Annotated in this window: 17 protein-coding genes; 6 read left to right on the top strand and 11 right to left on the bottom strand. The window is 68.6% G+C overall.

The genetic code is table 11. The features are described from left to right. Window positions 1-278: 278 nt before the first annotated feature. From NBG84_RS38955 to NBG84_RS38940, 4 genes are all read left to right on the top strand, one after another. Complete coding sequence (locus tag NBG84_RS38955) at window positions 279-479, top strand: hypothetical protein (RefSeq protein ID WP_250924467.1); 201 nt, start codon at window positions 279-281, stop codon at window positions 477-479. 790 nt (window positions 480-1,269) lie between these two features. After that, window positions 1,270-1,800 carry a TlpA family protein disulfide reductase gene (locus NBG84_RS38950; protein ID WP_250924466.1) on the top strand — a complete coding sequence of 177 codons (531 nt, stop codon included), beginning with the start codon at window positions 1,270-1,272 and terminating at the stop codon, window positions 1,798-1,800. Further along, a complete protein-coding gene (locus tag NBG84_RS38945; protein WP_250924465.1) occupies window positions 1,797-3,662 on the top strand; it encodes an ABC transporter ATP-binding protein in 1,866 nt (621 codons plus the stop codon). Before NBG84_RS38950 ends, NBG84_RS38945 begins: the two co-directional genes overlap by 4 nt. Next, window positions 3,656-4,120, top strand: a complete 465-nt coding sequence (locus NBG84_RS38940) for a S26 family signal peptidase (RefSeq protein WP_250924464.1) — start codon at window positions 3,656-3,658, stop codon at window positions 4,118-4,120. The genes NBG84_RS38945 and NBG84_RS38940 overlap by 7 nt, the downstream gene beginning before the upstream one ends. A 112-nt stretch (window positions 4,121-4,232) precedes the next feature. Here NBG84_RS38940 and NBG84_RS38935 read toward each other — a convergent pair whose 3' ends face one another. From NBG84_RS38935 to NBG84_RS38920, 4 genes are all read right to left on the bottom strand, one after another. Next, complete coding sequence (locus tag NBG84_RS38935) at window positions 4,233-5,081, bottom strand: ATP-binding cassette domain-containing protein (RefSeq protein WP_250924463.1); 849 nt, start codon at window positions 5,079-5,081, stop codon at window positions 4,233-4,235. Next, window positions 5,048-6,109 (bottom strand): ABC transporter permease, encoded by a 1,062-nt coding sequence (locus tag NBG84_RS38930; protein ID WP_250924462.1) that lies wholly within the window; start codon window positions 6,107-6,109, stop codon window positions 5,048-5,050. Before NBG84_RS38930 ends, NBG84_RS38935 begins: the two co-directional genes overlap by 34 nt. Further along, entirely contained in the window at window positions 6,106-7,119 is a 1,014-nt protein-coding gene (locus tag NBG84_RS38925) for a sugar ABC transporter substrate-binding protein (RefSeq protein WP_250924461.1), read from the bottom strand. The genes NBG84_RS38930 and NBG84_RS38925 overlap by 4 nt, the downstream gene beginning before the upstream one ends. 358 nt (window positions 7,120-7,477) lie before the next feature. Then, window positions 7,478-8,251 (bottom strand): GntR family transcriptional regulator, encoded by a 774-nt coding sequence (locus tag NBG84_RS38920; RefSeq protein WP_250924460.1) that lies wholly within the window; start codon window positions 8,249-8,251, stop codon window positions 7,478-7,480. Window positions 8,252-8,352: 101 nt separating this feature from the next. Between NBG84_RS38920 and NBG84_RS38915 the strand changes: the two genes are divergently transcribed. After that, complete coding sequence (locus NBG84_RS38915; RefSeq protein WP_250924459.1) at window positions 8,353-9,357, top strand: Gfo/Idh/MocA family protein; 1,005 nt, start codon at window positions 8,353-8,355, stop codon at window positions 9,355-9,357. 135 nt (window positions 9,358-9,492) lie between these two features. Here the strand turns inward: NBG84_RS38915 and NBG84_RS38910 are convergent, their stop codons facing one another. Further along, window positions 9,493-10,170: a response regulator gene (locus NBG84_RS38910; RefSeq protein WP_250924458.1), complete on the bottom strand. Its 678-nt coding sequence runs from the start codon at window positions 10,168-10,170 to the stop codon at window positions 9,493-9,495. Further along, complete coding sequence (locus tag NBG84_RS38905) at window positions 10,167-11,417, bottom strand: sensor histidine kinase (protein WP_250924457.1); 1,251 nt, start codon at window positions 11,415-11,417, stop codon at window positions 10,167-10,169. The genes NBG84_RS38910 and NBG84_RS38905 overlap by 4 nt, the downstream gene beginning before the upstream one ends. Window positions 11,418-11,563: 146 nt before the next feature. Here NBG84_RS38905 and NBG84_RS38900 point away from each other — a divergent pair, with 146 nt between their 5' ends. After that, window positions 11,564-11,776 carry a hypothetical protein gene (locus tag NBG84_RS38900; RefSeq protein WP_250924456.1) on the top strand — a complete coding sequence of 71 codons (213 nt, stop codon included), beginning with the start codon at window positions 11,564-11,566 and terminating at the stop codon, window positions 11,774-11,776. On the opposite strand, the gene NBG84_RS38895 is transcribed toward NBG84_RS38900, so the two are convergent. From NBG84_RS38895 to allB, 5 genes are all read right to left on the bottom strand, one after another. Then, complete coding sequence (locus NBG84_RS38895) at window positions 11,769-13,292, bottom strand: NAD(P)/FAD-dependent oxidoreductase (protein ID WP_250924455.1); 1,524 nt, start codon at window positions 13,290-13,292, stop codon at window positions 11,769-11,771. The two genes, NBG84_RS38900 and NBG84_RS38895, sit on opposite strands and share 8 nt — an antisense overlap. Next, window positions 13,276-14,472: an MAB_1171c family putative transporter gene (locus NBG84_RS38890; RefSeq protein WP_250924454.1), complete on the bottom strand. Its 1,197-nt coding sequence runs from the start codon at window positions 14,470-14,472 to the stop codon at window positions 13,276-13,278. Before NBG84_RS38890 ends, NBG84_RS38895 begins: the two co-directional genes overlap by 17 nt. Before the next feature lie 281 nt (window positions 14,473-14,753). Next, on the bottom strand, window positions 14,754-15,362 hold the full coding sequence (locus tag NBG84_RS38885; protein ID WP_250924453.1) for a dihydrofolate reductase family protein: 609 nt from the start codon (window positions 15,360-15,362) through the stop codon (window positions 14,754-14,756). A gap of 152 nt (window positions 15,363-15,514) precedes the next feature. Beyond that, window positions 15,515-16,657: an allantoicase gene (gene alc / locus NBG84_RS38880; protein WP_250924480.1), complete on the bottom strand. Its 1,143-nt coding sequence runs from the start codon at window positions 16,655-16,657 to the stop codon at window positions 15,515-15,517. Window positions 16,658-16,845: 188 nt separating this feature from the next. Then, window positions 16,846-18,189, bottom strand: coding sequence for an allantoinase AllB (gene allB, locus NBG84_RS38875; RefSeq protein ID WP_308312160.1), 1,344 nt, complete (start codon window positions 18,187-18,189; stop codon window positions 16,846-16,848). Between the last annotated feature and the right edge of the window lie 758 nt (window positions 18,190-18,947).

Genomic DNA, 18,947 nt, shown 5'->3' with positions numbered 1-18,947 from the left:
AGCGGAGGGGGGCAGGTGCTCGCACGGGTCGCATCGTCCCTGGTGTCGTGGGGGCCGGTCGGCACGCGATGAGCAGCATCACCTCGGGCCCGGCGGCGGACGGCGCCCGCCAGGGCCGATTCTGCCACTTTGGCGCTCATAGGACATGGGGAGCGAGAGCTGCCCACGAAGGCACACAAACGGAATGTGACCCGAGTCACAAATAGCAGGAGCACATTGCGAATAGGTCTAGTCCAGTGATCCACTTCACACGCTTCATCTCCGATGAGAGGGACCCTGTGAACGCCCTGAGGAAGATCGGCGATGCACTACTGAGCAAATTCGTACCCGAGGCGGAGGCACAGGCCGCAAGCTGCGCCACCGGCTGCCCTTCGTACAAGGAGTACGACTGCAAATACGGTTTACGCCGGTTCGAGCGCTGCTGCTACCACTGCACCCAGCCCTACTGCTCCGCCTGGCGACACACGGGTTGGTGCTAGGAGCGAGTGCCGGCCCGCTTCGGCGGTGTCCGAGCGGAGCGGGCCGGCACCGGTACGCGGAGCGAGGTTCGAAAGGAGTGGTATGCCGGATGCGGTCCGGCTGTGGTCAGCCAGTAGCCGGCGGGGGCGGCAGCCGGTGCCATCGCACGTACAGCCCCTCTTTCCACTGACACCCCTCACCCGTCTGCGCGCGGCCGAGGCCAGGCGTGCACACGGTCAGCCCGACGTTCACCTGACGCAGTCGCGAAGACCTCCCATGACTGTGCCGCCGAGGTCGGGCCGCCGATCGCGGGGACTGCCGGCCCGGTCGCCGGGAGCGCCGGTCGCTCCCCCACCAGGGCCGCCGCGACCCCGCCAGGTCGATTCCCCGGCGCTGGCATCGACCGCGTTGCCGCGCGTACCCCTCGTCGGGCCCTCTGATCACCGCGATGCCCCCGGCACTCCCCCGCACCTGGCCGGGACGCACCACGAGACGTTCTCTGCCCGCGCCACCGGGCGCCCCGCCAGGGCCTCGACGCCAGACGGCCCAGTTCCCCGCCGCGGCGGTCGGACCCGCCGCGGAAGACCCGTCTCCCCGCGCGAACACGTTCTGATCGCCGCGCGGCGATGCCGACCAGGGACGTGCGGCACCTCGTCGGCCACCCCCGGTGGCTTTCGCGACCGCCGCAGCAGACCTGAATCCTGATCCGGCGCGCGAGGACAGCGGGCCCTCCCGTTCTCAGCGTGCGCGCGATCCTCCACGCCCGTCCCCGGTGGCTCCCACCCGCACCCGTTCAACTGGAGTTGAAAGATGGCTTTCGTCGTTGCCGGCCTGGTACTCGTCGGAGCGCTCGGCTTAGTCAACCTGTTGCTGCTCACCGCGGTGATCCGACGGCTGCGCCGACAGGAAGAGGAGCGGAACAGGCCCCTGGAGAGCGGGCCTCGCCCCGGCCAGGAACTGCCGGACTTCGCCACCACCACGCTCTCCGGCCGGGGCATCAGCCGGGCGGACCTCACCGGACGGCCCGCCGTCCTGGCCTTTCTGTCCACGAACTGTCCGGCCTGTCCCGCGCTCGTCCCCCATCTGGTGGCACACGCCAGGTCGACCGGTCTCGCAGCCGATCGAATGATCGTGGTCGTCGTCGGGGAGGTATCCGATGCGGAGGAGTTGACCGAGCCGCTGGCCGGGGTGGCGAGTCTGGTCGTGGAGCCCTTCCCCGGTGAACTGAGCGCCGCGTTCCGGATATCCGCCACACCCACGACCGTCCTGGTCGACGCCGATGGCATCGTCACCCATGCCGAAGCGGGCGCCCGACCGCTGGAAGACATGGTCGCGGCATGACCCCGCACGCCCTGGACACCTCCGGCGGCCGGCGGGATCTCATCCGCCGCACCGTCGAGGCGATGGCGCTGACCTGGCGGGCGGGACCGGGCAGTTGTCTCGCCTTTCTGCTGCTGACCATCGCCCAGGGGCTGCTGCCCGCGGGAATCACCCTCTGCACGATGAAGGTCCTCGACCGCATCGCACCCGGCGAGGGACTCCATGGCCCCGCCGCCCTGCCCCTGGTGGCCACGCTGGGGGTACTGACCACGCTGTACGCGCTGCTGCCAGGAGTCTCCGACTACGCGCGCTCGCGACTTCAGCGCGGCATCATCCTTCTGGTTCAAGATCAACTCTATGGCGCGGTGAATCGTTTCATCGGACTCAGCAGATTTGAGTCCCCGGCCTTCCTGGACCGAATGCGGCTGGCGCAGGACGCCGCCTTCTCCGCACCTGACCGGATCACGATGTCGCTCTTCGCCGTCGTCCAGCAGTTCCTCACCGTGGTGTCCCTGATCGCCGTGCTCGCCACCGTCTCCCCCCTGATGACCGTCATCACGGTGGTCGCCGCGCTGCCCGCGCTGGCGGTGGAGCTCTCCCTGAGCAGGGAGCGGGCGCGGCTGATGTACTCGATCAGCCCCCGCAATCGCCGGCAGCTCTTCTACCAGCGGATGCTGCTGGATCTGACCGCGATCAAAGAGGTCCGCCTGTTTGGGCTCGGTGGCTTTCTGCTGGGGCGGATGCACCACGAAACCCGGCACATCAACGCGGCCGAGGAGCGGCTGGATCGAAGGACCCTGGTGCGTCAGGGGCCTCTGTGCGCACTCGGAGCGGTCATCGCCGCGGGCGGACTGGCCTGGATGATCACCGGTGCCCTCCGGGGAGAACACACCGTGGGTGAGGTGTCGGCCTTCATCGCCACCGTCTCGGGAGTGCAGGGCGCGCTGACCGCCACCATCCTCCAGGGCACCGGTGCGTACCAGGCGCTGCTGCTCCTCGGGCACTACACGGATCTGACCCGCACGGAACCCGATCTACCGGTGCCAAGCGCTCCGCTGAGCACACCGAAGCTGAGTCAGGGGATCGAGTTCGACGATGTCTGGTTCCGCTATGGCGAAGCGGCACCTTGGGTGCTGCGCGGGGTGAGTTTCACGCTCCCCCACGGCTCGTCGCTCGCGCTCGTCGGGCTCAATGGGGCGGGCAAGTCCACTGTGGTGAAACTGCTCTGCCGGCTGTACGACCCGATCCGGGGTGCCATCCGCTGGGATGGGGTTGATCTCCGCGATCTGGACCCGGCCGAGTTGCGGGATCGCATCAGCGCGGTGTTCCAGGACTACGTGGAGTACGACTTCTCCGCGGCCGACAACATCGGTATCGGCGACCTCGCGCACCGTACCGAGATGGATCGGGTCATGGCAGCCGCCCGGCGGGCCGAGGTGCACGACGTGGTGACGGCGCTGCCCCAAGGGTACGGAACACTGCTGTCCCGGATCTTCGACGAGCCGGGAGACGAGGGTGCGGAAGGGGCCGGGATGACGCTGTCCGGAGGGCAGTGGCAGCGGCTGGCCCTGGCGCGCGCGATGATGCGCGAGGGCCGGGACCTGCTGATCCTCGATGAACCGAGCGCTGGCCTGGACCCGGAGGCCGAGCAGCGGGTGCATCGGCAACTGAGCGCGTACCGCGAGGACGCCACCAGTCTGCTGATCTCCCACCGGCTGGGCACCGTGCGCAGGGCCGACCGGATCGTGGTGCTCGCCGAGGGCCGGATCATCGAGTCGGGCCGCCACGCGGAGCTGGTCCAAGGCTCGGGAACCTATGCGCGTCTCTTCCGGCTCCAGGCGTCCGGATACACCGAGAGAGCGGAAACGGAGGGCCGGTGCTGACCACATGGGGAGGCTGGGGGCTCGGCGGTGCGGGCGCGGGTGTGCTGATCGTCGCCGGTGGCGCGTGGTTCGTCCATCGCAGTTTTGTGGCGATCACCGTCAGGGGCGACAGTATGGCGCCGACGCTGCTGCCCGGGGGCCGGGTGTTGATCCGTCGCGGTGTGAGCGGACTACGGCCGGGTGGTATCGCGGTGATCGCCTCGCCGGACCCCGATCCGGCACGCGGGTGGCGGGAGCAGCCCCCGGTCTCCCGGGATCTGGGTGCCGTGTCCTGGTTCATCAAGCGAGTGGTGGCCATAGAGGGGGACGCGATGCCCAAGGGGGTGGCGGGTGACGCCGAGCGGGTGCCGCCCGGCCACTTCGTGGCCATCGGGGACCATCCGTTGAGTCAGGACTCCAAGCAGTACGGGCCGTGCCCGGTGGACCAGGTCCTGGGGATGATGGTCAGACGGCTCTAGCCCCCGGCCGCCCGGGGCAGGCACCGGCGTCGAGGTGAGGGCCCGGAGTCGGAGGCAAGTGACGCTTCGGTCCCAGACCTTCGCTCCGGGACCGGAGCGTCACTCGGCTCGATCAGTCCGCGCGGCCTGGGTTCTTGGGGATCGGCGGGGTCGGAGCGCGTTCCAGCTCATGGCGGAGGTCATCCAACTCGCTACCGCCCGCCATCTGGCGGGTGAGCTCATCCAGGGTCACCGACTCCTTGGTGTGGCTTGCCGCCATCACCCCGCGCTTGAGGAGGACGAATCGGTCCCCGACCAGAAAGGCGTGGTGGGGGTTGTGGGTGATCAGCACCACGCCGAGCCCGGCGTCCCGCGCGGCGGCCACGTACTTGAGCACCACACCCGACTGCTTGACGCCGAGTGCCGCGGTCGGCTCGTCCAGGACCAGCGCCTTGGCACCGAAGTGAACCGCCCGGGCGATGGCCACACACTGTCGTTCGCCGCCCGAGAGGGTGCCGATCGGCTGGTCCACATCCCGTAGGTCGATGCCCATCCGCAACAGCTCGGACCGGGTGGTCTCGCGCATCTTCTGCACATCGAGCCGTTTGAAGGGCCCCTTGCCCAAGGTCGGCTCCGAGCCGAGGAAGAAGTTCCGCCACACCGGCATCAGCGGAACCACGGCGAGGTCCTGATAGACGGTGGCGATGCCCCGGTCCAGCGCCTCGCGCGGGCTGGCCAGCCGGGTCTCTTCGCCGTCGATCAGAAAACTGCCGGAGTCATGCTGGTGCAAGCCCGCGATGATCTTGATGAGGGTGGACTTTCCCGCGCCGTTGTCACCGAGTACGCAGGTGATCTCACCGGCGTGGACAGCCAGGGAGACCCCTTCGAGGGCGCGGATGTTCCCGTAGAACTTGCTGACGTTCTCCAACTCGACCAGGGAGACCTGTGTCATCGTGTCGCCTCCGCCCGCTTGCGGACCCATGCGTTGAGCAGAGTGGCCAGCAGCAGCATCGCCCCGAGGAAGAACTTGAACCAGTCGGGGTCCCACTCCGCGTACACGATGCCCTTGCTGGTCATTCCGAAGATGAACGCGCCGACGGCCGATCCGATCGCGGAACCGTAGCCCCCGGTGATCAGACAGCCTCCGATGACGGCCGCGATGATGTAGATCAGCTCATTGCCCACGCCTTCGCCGGACTGCACCACGTCGAAGGAGAACAGCAGGTGCTGGCCGGAGACCCAGGCGGCGAAGGCCACGCCCATATAGAGGCCGATCTTGGTCCGGGTGACCGGCACACCGACCGCGCGGGCCGCGTGCGCCCCACCGCCGACCGCGTAGATCCAGTTGCCGAAGCGGGTGCGCAGCAGAACCCAGGTGGCGATGGCCACCAGCGCGATCCACCACAGGATGGTGACCTTGATCGTGACATCGCCCAGGACGAACTCATGGGCGAAGAGGGCCTTCGCCGACTCGAAGCCCTCCATGTCGGCGATCGACTTGGTGGAGACCGTGCCACTGATCAGTTTGGTGAAGCCGAGGTTCAGGCCGGTGAGCATCAGGAACGTGCCCAGCGTGATGATGAAGCTGGGCAGCTTGGTACGGGTGAGCATGACCCCGTTGAAGACTCCCACGGCCAGGGTGACCAGCAGCGAGACAAAGACGCCCACCCAGACGTTCGCCGTCATCTGATAGCTGAACATCGAGGAGATCAGGGCGGAGCTGGTGACCAGCACACCGGCCGAGAGATCGAACTCGCCGCCGATCATCAGCAGCGCCACCGGCACCGCCATGATCCCGATCGTCGAGGACGCGTAGAGCACGGTGGAGAGGCTGGAGGCCTGGAGGAACGAGTCGGCGACCAGGGAGAAGAAGAGGAAGACCGCGACGGCTCCGACGACCGAGCCCAGTTCGGGCCGGCCCATCAGCCTGCGGAGCGCCGAGGTGTGCAGCAGCCGCTCATCGGCCGCGCCCGGCTCCTGGGTGGGGGCCGGGGGTGCGGACGCACTCATCGGGTCCCCCGCCTGGTGTAGTCCTCCAGCTTGGCGGCGTCCGCCTTGGTGATGATCTGCGGTCCGGTCAGTACGGGCTTCCCACCGCCGAGCACATCGGCGTTGTAGCGGTAGAGCCAGAGCAGGTCCACCGCCTCATAGCCCTGGAGATAGGGCTGCTGGTCGACGGCAAAGCCCAGACTGCCGTCCTGGAGACCGGTCACGACCTTGGCGTTGAGGTCGAAGGTGTCGATCTCGGCCTTGCTGCCGGCGGTCTTCTTCGCCTTGACTGCGGTGTCCGCGAAGGGCGCGCCCAGGGTGACGACCGCGTCCACGGAGCGGTCGGCCTGGAGTTTCGCTTCGATGGACGCCTGGACGTCGGGCATGTTGGTGCCATCGACATAGAGGTTCTGCAACGTACCGTCGAAGGTGCTCTTCACTCCGGCACACCGCTGCTCATGGCCGACGTTGCCCTGCTCGTGCAGGACACAGAGCGCCTTCTTTCGGCCGCGCTCATTCAGTTCCTCGCCGACGGCTTCGCCGGCGATGGTCTCGTCCTGGCCGATGTGGGTGATCGCGCCGTATGCCGTGGACTGCTCCGACCCGGAGTTCACGGTGATCACGGGGATGCCAGCGGCGACGGCCTTGGTGACGACTGCCTTCATCGCGTCCGGCTTGGCGAGGGTGACGATCAGCCCGTCGACCTTCTTGTCGATGGCGGCCTGGACCAGCTGTGCCTGCTGCTGGCCCTCATCGCTCTTGGAGTAGAGGAAGTTGATGTTGTCCTTGGCCGCAGCCTCGCGCGCGCCCTTCTGGACGATGTCCCAGAAGGTGTCGCCATCACCCGAGTGGGTGACCATGGCGAAGGTCCAGCGCGGTGTGCTGACCGCGGCCTTCCCGGCGGCGGCCTGGGCCTTGCGGGCATCCTCGGCACGTTTGCCGCCGGTGCTGCTGCATCCCATCAGGGAGGCTCCGAGCACCGCCGCCAGCACCGCGCCAAGTACGCGTACCCCTGTCCTTGCCCTTGCCACGACGCCGTGCCCCTGTCCTTCTTGCCCTACTGCTGTTTGCTGCGGCCGGGAAGCGGAATGGCTCGCCCCGGCCGCCCAAGTATGGGTCACGGCAGGTCGGGGGGTGGGCATCGGGTACGCCGGGTAGGTCATCGGACACTCCTGGTGCCGGATTCGACGCGACGGGGAGCGGTGGGGGCCGCCCGGTGGTCGCGGGCCGCACGACTACGGCTTCGGGAGTTGTACGGCGGGTGGTGAACGCCGTCAAGGGTTTGTCCGGACATCCTGACGCAAGAACGGAGCGAGGCGGGCGAAGGGGGCGTCCTGGTGTCATCGCCCTGTCCCCGCCGACGGGCCGACGATGGCCGGCCGGGTGCCGTCAGGGGCGTACCAGCAGCTGGAACTCGAAGGTGTACCGCGAGGCGCGGTAGACATGGGAGCCGAACTCGACGGCCCGCCCGGTGGCGTCGAAGGTGGTGCGCTCCATGGTCAGCACCGGTCCACCCGGGCCTTCGGAGAGCAGTTCGGCCTCCGCCGCCGTGGCTGGGCGCGCGCCGATGGCCTGCCGGGCGCTGTGCAGGGATATCCCGGCGGCTCGCATCATCCGATAGAGGCCAGTGGCCTCCAGTTCGGCCGTGCGGCAGTCGAGCAGTCCGGCGGGCAGATGGTTGGTGAGCAGCGCCATGGGCTCTCCATGGGCGTATCGCACCCGCCCGATGCGCTGTACCTCCACACCTTCGACGACCCCGAGCGCCGCGGCGACCGCGGGGCTCGCGGCCTCGGTGGTGAGGTGCAGGACGACGGTGGCCGGGCGCTGGCCCGCCGCTGCCAGGTCGTCGTAGAGGCTGCTGAGCTCCAGCGGGCGTCTGACGTGGCTGTGGACCACTTGGGTGCCAACGCCACGACGGCGCACCAGCAGTCCTTTGTCGACCAACGACTGAATGGCCTGGCGCACGGTGGGCCGCGAGAGACCCAGTCGGCCGGCGAGCTCGATCTCATTGCCGAGGAGTCTGCCGGGGGTGAGTATCCCCTGCTCAATGGCCGTCTCCAGCTGCTGGGCAAGCTGGAAGTAGAGCGGAACCGGACTGGTGCGGTCCACACTCAGCTGGAGGGACGGGGCGGCGTCCGTCCCGGATCTGGGCTGCTTGGGCACGGGCAGAGCGTAGTCGTCGCCCCTGGTGACGGGAAGACATGAAGTCATGTTGTCAGGACAAAGCCTTGACACGGTGGTGTGCCCGCCCCCATTTTTTCCCCATGCGCATCGGACTCATCGGTACGGGACGTATCGGCACCTTCCACGCGAACGTGCTCAGCCGCCACCGGGAGGTGGGTTCGCTGGTGGTGGCCGACGCCGATCCGGTGCGCGCGGCAGTCGTGGCCGACCGTACGGGTTCCACCGCCGCCCCCAGTGCCCGGGAGATCTTCACCTGGGGAGTGGACGCGCTGGTCATCGCCTCCGCGACGGCATCGCACGCCGAGCTGATCGCCCGGGCGGCACGCATGGGGCTGCCGACCTTCTGTGAGAAGCCGATCGCCGCGGACATCCCGGGGACGCTCGCCGCGCTCTCGGAGGTGGAAGCCGCGGGCACCCAGCTTCAGCTGGGATTCATGCGCCGTTTTGACGCCGGGTACCGGACTGCCCGGGAACTGGTGCGCTCGGGCCGGCTGGGCAGACTGCACACCGTACGAGCGATGACATCGGACCCCGCACCACCGCCGGCTGACTATCTCCCCCTCTCCGGCGGGCTGTACCGGGACTGCCTGGTGCATGACTTCGACATACTGCGCTGGGTGACCGGCCGCGAGGTGGTGGAGGTGTACGCGACCGGTTCGGACGCCGGACCCGCGATGTTCCGGGCAGCGGGCGATGTGGACACCGCGGCGGCGGTGCTGACCTTGAACGACGGCACCCTGGCGACCGCGACCGCGACCCGGTGCAATGGCGCGGGCTATGACGTACGGATGGAGCTGGCCGGGGAGTTGGACCAGGTGACGGTCGGGCTGGATGACCGTACGCCGATCAGCTCAACCGAACCCAGGGGCCCGCGGGCCGCCGACAAACCGTGGCCGGGGTTCTTGGAGAGGTTCGCCCCCGCCTACGAAGCCGAGCTGGACGCCTTTCTGCGGATGGTGGTGGGCCGTGGGGAGAATCCCTGTGACGGCCGGGAGGCACTGGCGGCGCTCAGGATCGCTGAGGCGTGTGAGCTGTCCCGTCGTGAGCACCGACCGGTCGAGATCGAGGAGATCCGGACCCGTTGAGACGTCGTCGCTGACGGGCCCTACCATCGCCAGTCCCACGAGAACCCCCCGGCGGGGATCAGAGTGCCGCCAGCGGGGCGGTTCGGCGGTGAAGTCCGGTGCGCCTCCGGCTCAAAGGTCCTCATTCGCCCTGCTCTACGGCTGGTCGTCCAACAGACCGGCGTCATGGGCGAGAAGGGCGATCTGCACCCTGTTGTTGAGACCGAGTTTGGCCAGTACGCGCGAGACATGCGTTTTGACGGTGGGCACGCTCATATAGAGGGCTCCGGCGATCTCGGCGTTGGACTGGCCCCGCCCCACGGCCATGACCACCTCCCGCTCCCGCTCGGCGAGGCCGTCGATGCGGACCGCCGCAGCCGTTCTCCGTGGGTCCGGGCCTCGGTCAGGGGCCTGCTCGGCGACATGGCTCATCAGCTGTCGGGTCACCGCAGGGGAGAGCACGGGATCTCCGGACGCCACTCGGCGGACCGCGGCAACGATCTCGGCGGGCGGAGTGTCCTTCAGGACAAAGCCGGCGGCTCCGGCCCGCAGGGCGCGTAGCACCTGGTCGTCCGCGTGGAAGGTGGTGAGGACGAGCACCTCGGGGGCGTGGGGTCTACGGCGCAACTCCTCGGTGGCGGTGAGTCCGTCCACGGTCTCCATGCGGATGTCCATCAGCACCACATCGGGCGCCAGCCGCTCGATCAGTCCCGGAACCTCTCCACCGTCGCTCCCCTCCCCCACGATCTCCAGATCGTCGGCTCCGCCGAGCATCAGGGAGAGGCCCGCACGGACCAGGGGGTCGTCATCGACGACGAGCAGCCGGATAGTCATGCGGCCCACGGTAGCCATGCCCGTACATGGAATCCGCCGTCCCCCGTCCTGCCGTGCTCCAAGGTGCCGCCGGCGAGCATCGCGCGTTCGCTCAGCCCGATCAGTCCCTGGCCCGAACCGGGAACCGGGACGATCTCACCGTTGGGGGCGGGGTTGTCCACGGCGACGACGAGGCCGTCGCCCGGCCCACCGGTGACGGCCAGGGTGACTTCCGCCCCTGGGGCGTGCTTGCGGGCGTTGGTCAGGGCTTCCTGAGCGATGCGGTAGACCGTGCGCCCGATGGCGGCGGGGACGGCGACCGGCTCGTTGATGGTGTTGTCGAGGAGGACGCTCATACCGGCCTGCCGGGACTCGGTGATCAGCGCGTCCAAGGAGGCGAGCGTCGGTTGCGGCCGGTCGCCTCCATCGCTGTCGCCCGGGGCACGGAGCACCCCGATGATCTCGCGTAGGTCTTGCAGCGCCTCATGTGCGCTGTCGCGGATCACCCCGGCGGCGCGGGCGACCTGGGCGGGTGGTGCGTCGGGGCGGAACTCCAGCGCGCCGGCGTGGACGCTGAGCAGGCTCAGTCGATGGGCGAGTACATCGTGCATCTCACGGGCGATGGCCTCGCGGGCGAGGCGTTGGGCTTGCTGGGCACGCAGTTCGGCCTCGGTCTCGGCGCGGTGGGCCCGCTCGCGGAGGACGATGACGAGTTGGCGCCTGGCCCTGACCAACATGCCCCAGCCGATCGCGAGGAGCACGAAGACGGCGCCGCCGATGATCGAGGTCAGCAGATCGGTGGTGGGGTCCGGTCGGAGCACGGGGCTGGCCAGGGCGGCGGCCAGCGACAGGAGACCGATAAGGGCGACCGGCCGGAAGGGCCGGTGCACGGCGAGGCTGAAGAGACTGATGATGAACGCGCCGCCGGCGACCGGGCTCAGCACACTGACGACGGCGAGCAGCACGGCGAGCTCCCCGGGCCAGCGGCGGCGCAGCCACAGGGCGCAGCAGGTGGCGGCGCCCACGAGTTGGTCGATGAGGACGACGGCCTCGGAGTGGTTCACCTGGTCGCTGACGTCGGCGGCGGCCATTCCGACGAGCGCGGCGAGGACGAAGGTGACGGTGTCGACGATCCAGTCGCGTACGGTACGCCGCGGTCTGGCCCTGGGTCGGGCGGGGTCGCCGCTCGGCCCCCTGCCCGGCAGTTGCGGATCGAGGGAGCCCGCCATGGCCGAGGGCAGCAGCCAGCGGTATTCCGTACGCGTCATATCGGCCAATCTACGCAGCGCGCAGCGGGGCGCCGAGCCGTCGGAGTGGGGAAGCTACCAAAGTCTGCGTAGTGGAGACTTCTGGCGCACGGACACATCCCGAGGACCGACGCGGGCCATCGAGATCGCGGCTCAGGATCGGAACCATGAAGAAGACTCTCGAAGGCGTCGGCGGGCTCCTGGTGTTCCTCGGTGGGTGCGGTGTGCTGCGCGAGTTGACCGGTTGGTTCGACCTGATGGCGGCCACCCGCCTGCTCACGGAGAACGTGGGCTTTCTGGAGGATCGCGCGCTGTTCGCCAATATCGTGATCGCGGTGGTGGGGTTCGCACTGTGCATGATCGGCGACAGTCTCAAGTAGGCGACGGACCCTCAGGGGCGGACCAGGGGCCTTCCGTGCGGCCGTGTGCCACCGCCAGTTCGGCGCGGGTGAGCGGTGGGCCGTCGAGCGGGGTGAACTGCGGGCCCAGTAGAGCCGCCAGCACCACATCGGGGCGCAGCAGCCTGGAGGCGGGGCGTTGGAGGCTCATCACATCGGTGAGTGCCACGGCGACCCGGTAGTTGGATGCGGAGACCAGTTGGAGTCTGCTGGCATAGGCCGCCTGTATTCGCTCGACCGCGGAGGGTCTTCGGCCCGTTCCCGGGTAGAGCGCGTCCTGGCTGGTCGCCAGGGACCAGGCGGCGCTCACGGGCCGGGCGAGCTCCTGCTGGAGGGTGCGGGTGAGTCCTGGGGTGCCCGGCACATGTCGGCGCAGCGTCTCCCGTAGGGCGAGCGCGCCCTGCGCTGCGACGGACATCCCGTGTCCATAGACGGGGTTGTAGCTGGCGACCGCGTCACCGAGGACGGCGAAACCCTCCGGCGGGTTCTTCATCCGCTCGTAGAAACGGCGGCGGTTGACCGTGCTGCGGGTGACCGTCACCTCGGTCAGTGGCTTCGCGCCGGCGATCAGATCACCCACGATCGGATGGCGCAGCGACCAGGCGAACGCGAGGAAGGCGTCCGGGTCGCCGGAGGGTTCGCCACCGCGGGTGCCGGCCAGGGTGACCAGCCAGCGCCCCTGCTCGATGGGCAGCAGTGCGGCGGACCGGCCCGGACCCGGGCCTCGGGGATCGGCCTGCACGTTCACGATGGGGAAGTGAGGGGTGCCGTCAGGGGCCCGATAGGTGCGGCTGGCGTAGACGAGTCCGGAGTCGACGGACCGCTCATCGGGTCGGGGTGCGCCGAGGGCGGCCAGCCACTGGGGTGCGCGCGAGCCCCGGCCGCTGGCGTCGATGACCAGGGAGGCTCGGATGGTCCCTGCCACGCCGTCGCGTGTTCTGACGCGTACGCCGGTGATCTGCCGGCGTCCCCCGGTGAGACCGAGCACCTGGGTCTGTTCGCGGATGGTGATCCGTGGGTGGGGGCGGATACGGGATCGGATCACGGAGTCAAGGAGATCGCGGCTACATGTCATGACGTAGTGGGAGGTGGGGCGGTTCCAGCGCCGGAACCAGCCTCGCGGAGCATAGGCGACCATATCGGTCGGTACGGGAACCCGGCGGGCTCCAGCGGCCAGGAGGGCGTGCACCGTACCGGGGAGCAGTGCCTCCATCGCCCGCGCGCCACCCGACCAGAGCAGATGGACATGGCTGGCCTGGGGCAGTCCGATGCGCGGCTGGGGGCCGACGGGAAGGGTGTCGCGTTCGAGCACGATCACCTCATCGGCGTGTTCGGCGGTGGCGGCCGCGGCGAGCAGGCCCGCGAGGCTGCCACCGATGATGACGATCCGACGAGGGGACGGCGTGGCGCTGTCCGCGTTGTCGGCACTATCTGTGTTGTCCGTGTTTTCCGTGTTGTTCGTATTTTCTGCGTTATCTGCGTTATCCGTGCGAGGCATCGGTGGCCGTTCTCCTGCCGGGGCGCTGGTGTTGTACGGCGAAGACAAGGGGGTGGCGTAACGCCCGGGAGACGCGTACCAGGTCTTCGGGTTTCTCGATCGATTCGAGGCTGTACGCCTCCGCGGCACCCACAACGGTCCCATCGGGGTCGGCGATCCTGGCCCGTACGGCACCGACGAGCATCGCCGCGGTGCCGATGGCCCATACCTGGTCGGCGGGTAGGCGGTGGAGGCGGGCGGCCAGCGCGGCCTTCTCCCGTAAGGCGTGGTCGAAGTAGGGGTTGAGCAACAGGATGTGGTCGTGGATGTCCGCCTCCCGGTAGGTCAGGCGGAGTTCGGCGGGGGCCCAGGGGGCGACCATCTCCGGTGCCGGCCGGCTGGCGGAGGCCGAGCGCAACTCACGCAGGAGCGGGCCGAGGCGCCGATAGGTGCGCTCATCGCTCCAGCGGGCCTGGAAGCGCTGTCCGATCAGCGGCAGGAAGAACCCGGCACCGATGAAGCGGGCGGAGACAAAGGCCAGGGGCGGTGCGGCGTCGGTGCTGAGCCAGTCCCAGTCCCGGCCGGTCCAACGGGCGAACACCGCGCCGAACTTGGCCGCGTCATAGCCGACATTGCCGAAGTAGCCGATGACGATCAGCACCAGTCCGGTACGCAGCCAGCCCTGGACCCGTTTCGACCAGCGCCAGCACATCACGGTGGTGACCACGACCGCGGCGGTGTGGGCCAGCAGGTAGAGCACGATCATCTCGCGCATGTAAGGCGTGTTGGCGTAGTACGTGTCCAGATCGCGCAGCCGCTCAACGGGCGCGTCCGCGAGGGCGAACAACACCAGCAGGGTGACGATCACCACCGAGTAGACGGAGAAGACCCAGCGCGTGGCGCGCCGGGTCTTCTCGGGGTCCTCACCACGCCAGGTGATGATCAGTATGAGACAGGAGGCGCAGAACGCGGTCAGGATGCAGTAGACCAGCGGCGCGGAGAAGTTGGGGATGCCGGTGAGACGGTTGACCGTGGAAATGGTCGGGGGCGCCGCGAAGACCCAGACGGCGCTGGCGACGAGAAGTAGTCCCTCGACCGCGCGCAGCAGTGGATCGTGCCAGGCCCGGATCAGATCGGGAAGCTTGAAGGCGAAGATCGCGATCCCGATGATGGCAGGTATGTAGTACCCCAGTCCCTGCACGGCTCAGCTCCGTCTCCAGCACTTCGGGTACGCCCCGAGAGCACCGGATCGTCTGCCGTACGGATCTGCTGCCCCATCGTCCGCACACCGGGCCGTCTCCTCCCCGAAGACGGCTGAACCACCCGGATCGCTCCCCCTTGAGGGGCTACCTCATCATGGGTACCGCCACGGGGCAACGCCTCGACCGTACAACTGTCGTACGGTCAGATGAGCGATATGCGTAGGCCGTTTCAAGCCTCAGGGCCTTCCCGTACTTCGTGGTGGGGATTGCGGGCGAACCCCTAGTAGCTGCCGTAGGTGGGGCGGCCGGCGAGCTCGTAGGTGTGGATGGCGACGCCCGTGCTGGTGGTGCGGGCTTCGGTGTGCCGTAGGGCGGTGGGTACCGCGTCATCGGCGAAGAGTCGCAGCCCCTTGCCGAGGACCACGGGAAAGAACAGCAGATGGAAGGTGTCAATCAGATCGTGCGCCATCAGGGAGCGGGCGAGTGAGCCGCTGCCGTGGATCTGCACCTCTCCCTCGGTGCGCCTCTTGATGTCGGTGACTTCCCGTACGAGGTCGGTACCGATGACGGTGGTGCCGGCCCAGTCCGCGTGGTCCAAGGTGGTGGACGCGACGTACTTGGGCAAGGAGTTGAGCCGGGAGGCGATCGGGTCGTCGGGGTCGGTCATCTTGGGCCAGTACCCGGCGAAGATCTCATAGGTCCGCCGGCCCAGGAGAAACGCGCCGGAGCGATCGAAGACCTCCGTGGCGAAGCGACCGAAGTCGTCATCGCCGTAGGGCACGGACCAACCGCCGGAGTCAAAGCCTCCGCTGGGGTCCTCACCGGGCCCGCCGGGTGCCTGCATGACGCCGTCGAGGCTGAGGAAGGTGGTGATCGAGAGCTTTGCCATGGCCGGTGCCTGCTTTCGTTGCGTATCCGGTGGTGCCGGTGGTGTTGCGGTCATCAACTGAGACCGGATACGTGCCCGAAATTCATCGGCGGCTCTCGAACGGATCCAGGCGGAACCCGAACGGCGGTCGGAACCGTCCGCGGTAGGCCGGCTCAGCCGTCGAGCTCCTGGTGGCGGGCCATGAGTCGGGCCGCGCCAGCGGGCGACAGGGAGCCGTGCAGCCGCAGCCGGGAGATCCCGCCGTCCGGGTAGATGTCGAGCCGGACATGGCGGGCGACCACGGGGTTCTGAAGGACGCGGCGATGGTTGGTGTCGGGCTGGAGTCGGGTCCTCGGCAGCAGTTCGACCCAGGGCTGATCAGGTCCGTCCTGGGCCCACAGCGCGGCCCAGCCCGCGCTGTTCCCCTTCAGGTAGGCGGTGTCGATCTCCACGGCACGGATCTCGGCCTGTTCGAGCAGCCGGTAGCGAATCCAGTCATGGCCGTGGTCGCGACGGCGGCGGGTCTCCCAGCCGTCGTTCATCTTGCGGGATCGACCGGGCCAGATGGTGTTGGTGGGCGGGGAGTAGAAGCGGTCGGAGGCGTCCTCGACCACTCCGCCGTTCTTCAGGGCCGCGACGTCGAAGGTGCCCAACGCCGACAGCCAGCCGGGGTCCGGCGCCACCTCGCCGTATGCCCTGAGTCGTGCGATGCCGCCGTCGGGGTACTGGTTGAGCCGTAGATGGGTGAATCGCGCCTGGGCGTCGACAACGAAGCCGTTCGCGGCATGGCCACCCACGGAGGTAGGGGGGACGAGTACGGTCCACCGCACCCCTGCTGCCAGGAGTTCCTCCGGTGCGGGTGAACCGGCGACAGCGGTTGCCTCGACCGAGATGGCCTGGGGGTGGTTGCCCCGGAAGTGAGCGGTGTCGACGACGATCCCCCGGATGATTCCGGGGGCCCCGAGCCGGACGAGCGCCCAGTCGTGGTCGCCGTCGGCGGGATGCGGCGTCTGGGCGTCCGCACCGCGGCGACGACGGGTCTCCCAGCCGTCCATGACCTTGCCCTTGTGGCCGAAGTCCCCTGGATCGAACAGTGCGGGCCCCGGCTTCAGCAGATTCTCCCGCTCGGCGAAGAACTCGTCGTTGGCGGCGATGACCGCCGCGCCGAGCTCTCGCGCGGCGAGATCGGGGTGGAGGAGGAACGGGAAGTCAGCCGTGCGGTAGTCGGCAAAGGCGTCACCGCCCCTGAAGGGAGCAGCGGCGCCGGTGAAGGAGGGCGGAAGCGACACGGTGGACGCGGATGGCGCTACGGACATGCTCAGTGGGCCCTTCCCCATCAGAGGCAGCCGGTCGGAGGTGGTCGGCTGATCAATGCCGCTCGGCGGGTCGGTTGCCTTCAGCAGTTCGGTCGCGCTGAGGAGGGCGGGCCTGCTCAGGGGGTGGTTGCCGCTCAGGGGGTCGCTCGCGCTCCACGACCGCGCGGGACCCAGTTGGTCCGTCATGCTCAGGCGCTCCTTTCGAGCAGCCGGCCCACTGGCTCGGACGGGGTGCCGTGGTCAGCTATACGGCTACCGCGCAGCCAGGTCGATCGGACCACACCGCGAAGAGTCCGGCCCGCATAGGCGGTGATCTGGTTGCGATGGTGAAGCCGAGCGGGGTCGACGGTGAAGGTCTCCTCGGAGGCGAAGACCGCGAAATCGGCGTCTCGGCCGACCTCGATGGCGCCCTTGTGACTGAGCCCGGCCAGCCGCGCGGGACCCGCGGCCATCCAGACGGCCATCTCATCGAGGGTGTGTCCGCGCCGACGGGCCTCGGTCCAGACCGCGGAAAGGCCCAGTTGGAGCGAGGAGATACCACCCCAGGCCAAGGCGAAGTCCCGGGTCTTCAGATCGACGGTGCTCGGCGAGTGATCAGAGACCACGCAGTCGAGGGTGCCAGCGGCCAGACCGGCCCAGAGCGCATCCCGGTTCGCCGACTCACGAATCGGCGGGCAGCACTTGAACTGGGTCGCGCCATCGGGGACTTCCTCAGCTGTGAGGGTCAGGAAGTGAGGGCAGGACTCGGCGCTAATCCGTACGCCTTCCTCCTTTGCCGCCGCGATGAGCGGGAGCGCGCCGACGGATGACACATGGAGTATGTGGACCCGTGCGTTGAGCCGCCGTGCGTGGGAGATCACCGTCTCGATGGCGGTGTGCTCGGCGGTACGGGGACGGGAGGCGAGGAAGTCGGCGTAGCGGGGGCCGCCCCGCTGAGGGGCGGTGGCCAGTTGGTGGGGGTCCTCGGCGTGCACGAGCAGGAGTGCGCCAAGGGCCGCGGTCTCGGCCATCGTGCCCGCGAACTGTTCCTCGTCGAGTGCGGGGAACTCCTCCACCCCGGATGGAGACAGAAAGCACTTGAAACCGAAGACTCCGGCCGCGTAAAGCTCCCGCAGGTCAGCGGTATTGCCCGGGATCGCACCACCCCAGAAGCCGGTGTCGATGTGCACCTGCGGGCGGGCGGTGAGCTGCTTGGTCCGCAGATGGGCGACGGTGGTGGTGGGTGGCAGTGAGTTGAGGGGCATATCGAGCAGGGTGGTGATACCTCCGGCTGCCGCGGCGCGGGTGGCGGTCGCGAACCCTTCCCACTCCGTGCGACCGGGGTCATTCACATGGACGTGGGTGTCAACGAGACCGGGAAGCAGGGCGTCAGCACCGAAGTCCTCGCAGGGAACGCCGGGGGGCACTGCGCTGTCATGGGGTAGTACCGCGGTGATCCTGCCATCGGACACGGCCACCGTGGCGGGCCGGGTTCCGTCCGGGGTGACCACCCGCATGGAACGCAACCGCAGTTCCCCGCGCTGGTCGACCACGCACGCCCCCAGTATCGGCTTCGACGAACTGTTGAACGAATCTTGATCGGGCGCGTCCTGATCGTCAAGGAGTCAGGGGGGTGCTGGGGGGGTCTTGGGCTGGGGTCCTGGACTGGGGTCCTGGACTGAGGGTCTTGGCTCTTGGGCTGGGGGCGGCTGTGTTGGGTGTCCTCACCCGGGGTGGAGGGTTCCGTCCTCAAACGCCGGACAGGCTGAGGTAGCGGCCCCGACAGGGACCGGTCCTGACACGGTGACCATTGCAAGGGCCTTGGGCCCCTCAGCTGGACGCCACTGCGTTGAGTGACCTCACCCGGGGTGGAGGGTTCCGTCCTCAAACGCCGGACAGGCTGAGGTAGCGGCCCCGACAGGGACCGGTCCTGACACGGTGACCATTGCTCGGGGTGGGGAGCCTGCTCTGGCGGCGTCACCTGGGGTGGGGGCTTGGCCCTTGGGGCGGGGGTGCCTTTGTTGGTGGGGGTGGGGGTGCTATCGGGGGTGACTCCTCAGCGTCGACGGCCCGAAGCTCCTTTGATCCGGCATGCGGGTCTTGCCGTCGATCGCTTCCGGGGACACCCCCTGCGCGCCCCCACGCCGAGACTTGCACCCGCTTGCCACCTGGACACCTACCCCGCCGAGAAACCAGCGGACACCCCCCGCACACCCCATCCGAAACCTGCACCCACATGCCACCCTGAGGTTCCCCCGGGATGCGGGGGGTGGTGATAGCAGGTCAGATGGGTTTTATGAGAGGAACCCAG

This window comes from Streptomyces albipurpureus (genome assembly GCF_023701525.1).
Taxonomy (GTDB): domain Bacteria; phylum Actinomycetota; class Actinomycetes; order Streptomycetales; family Streptomycetaceae; genus Streptomyces; species Streptomyces albipurpureus.
Note: the sequence above shows the minus strand (reverse complement) of the source record. Positions and strands in the feature narration are given on the sequence as shown.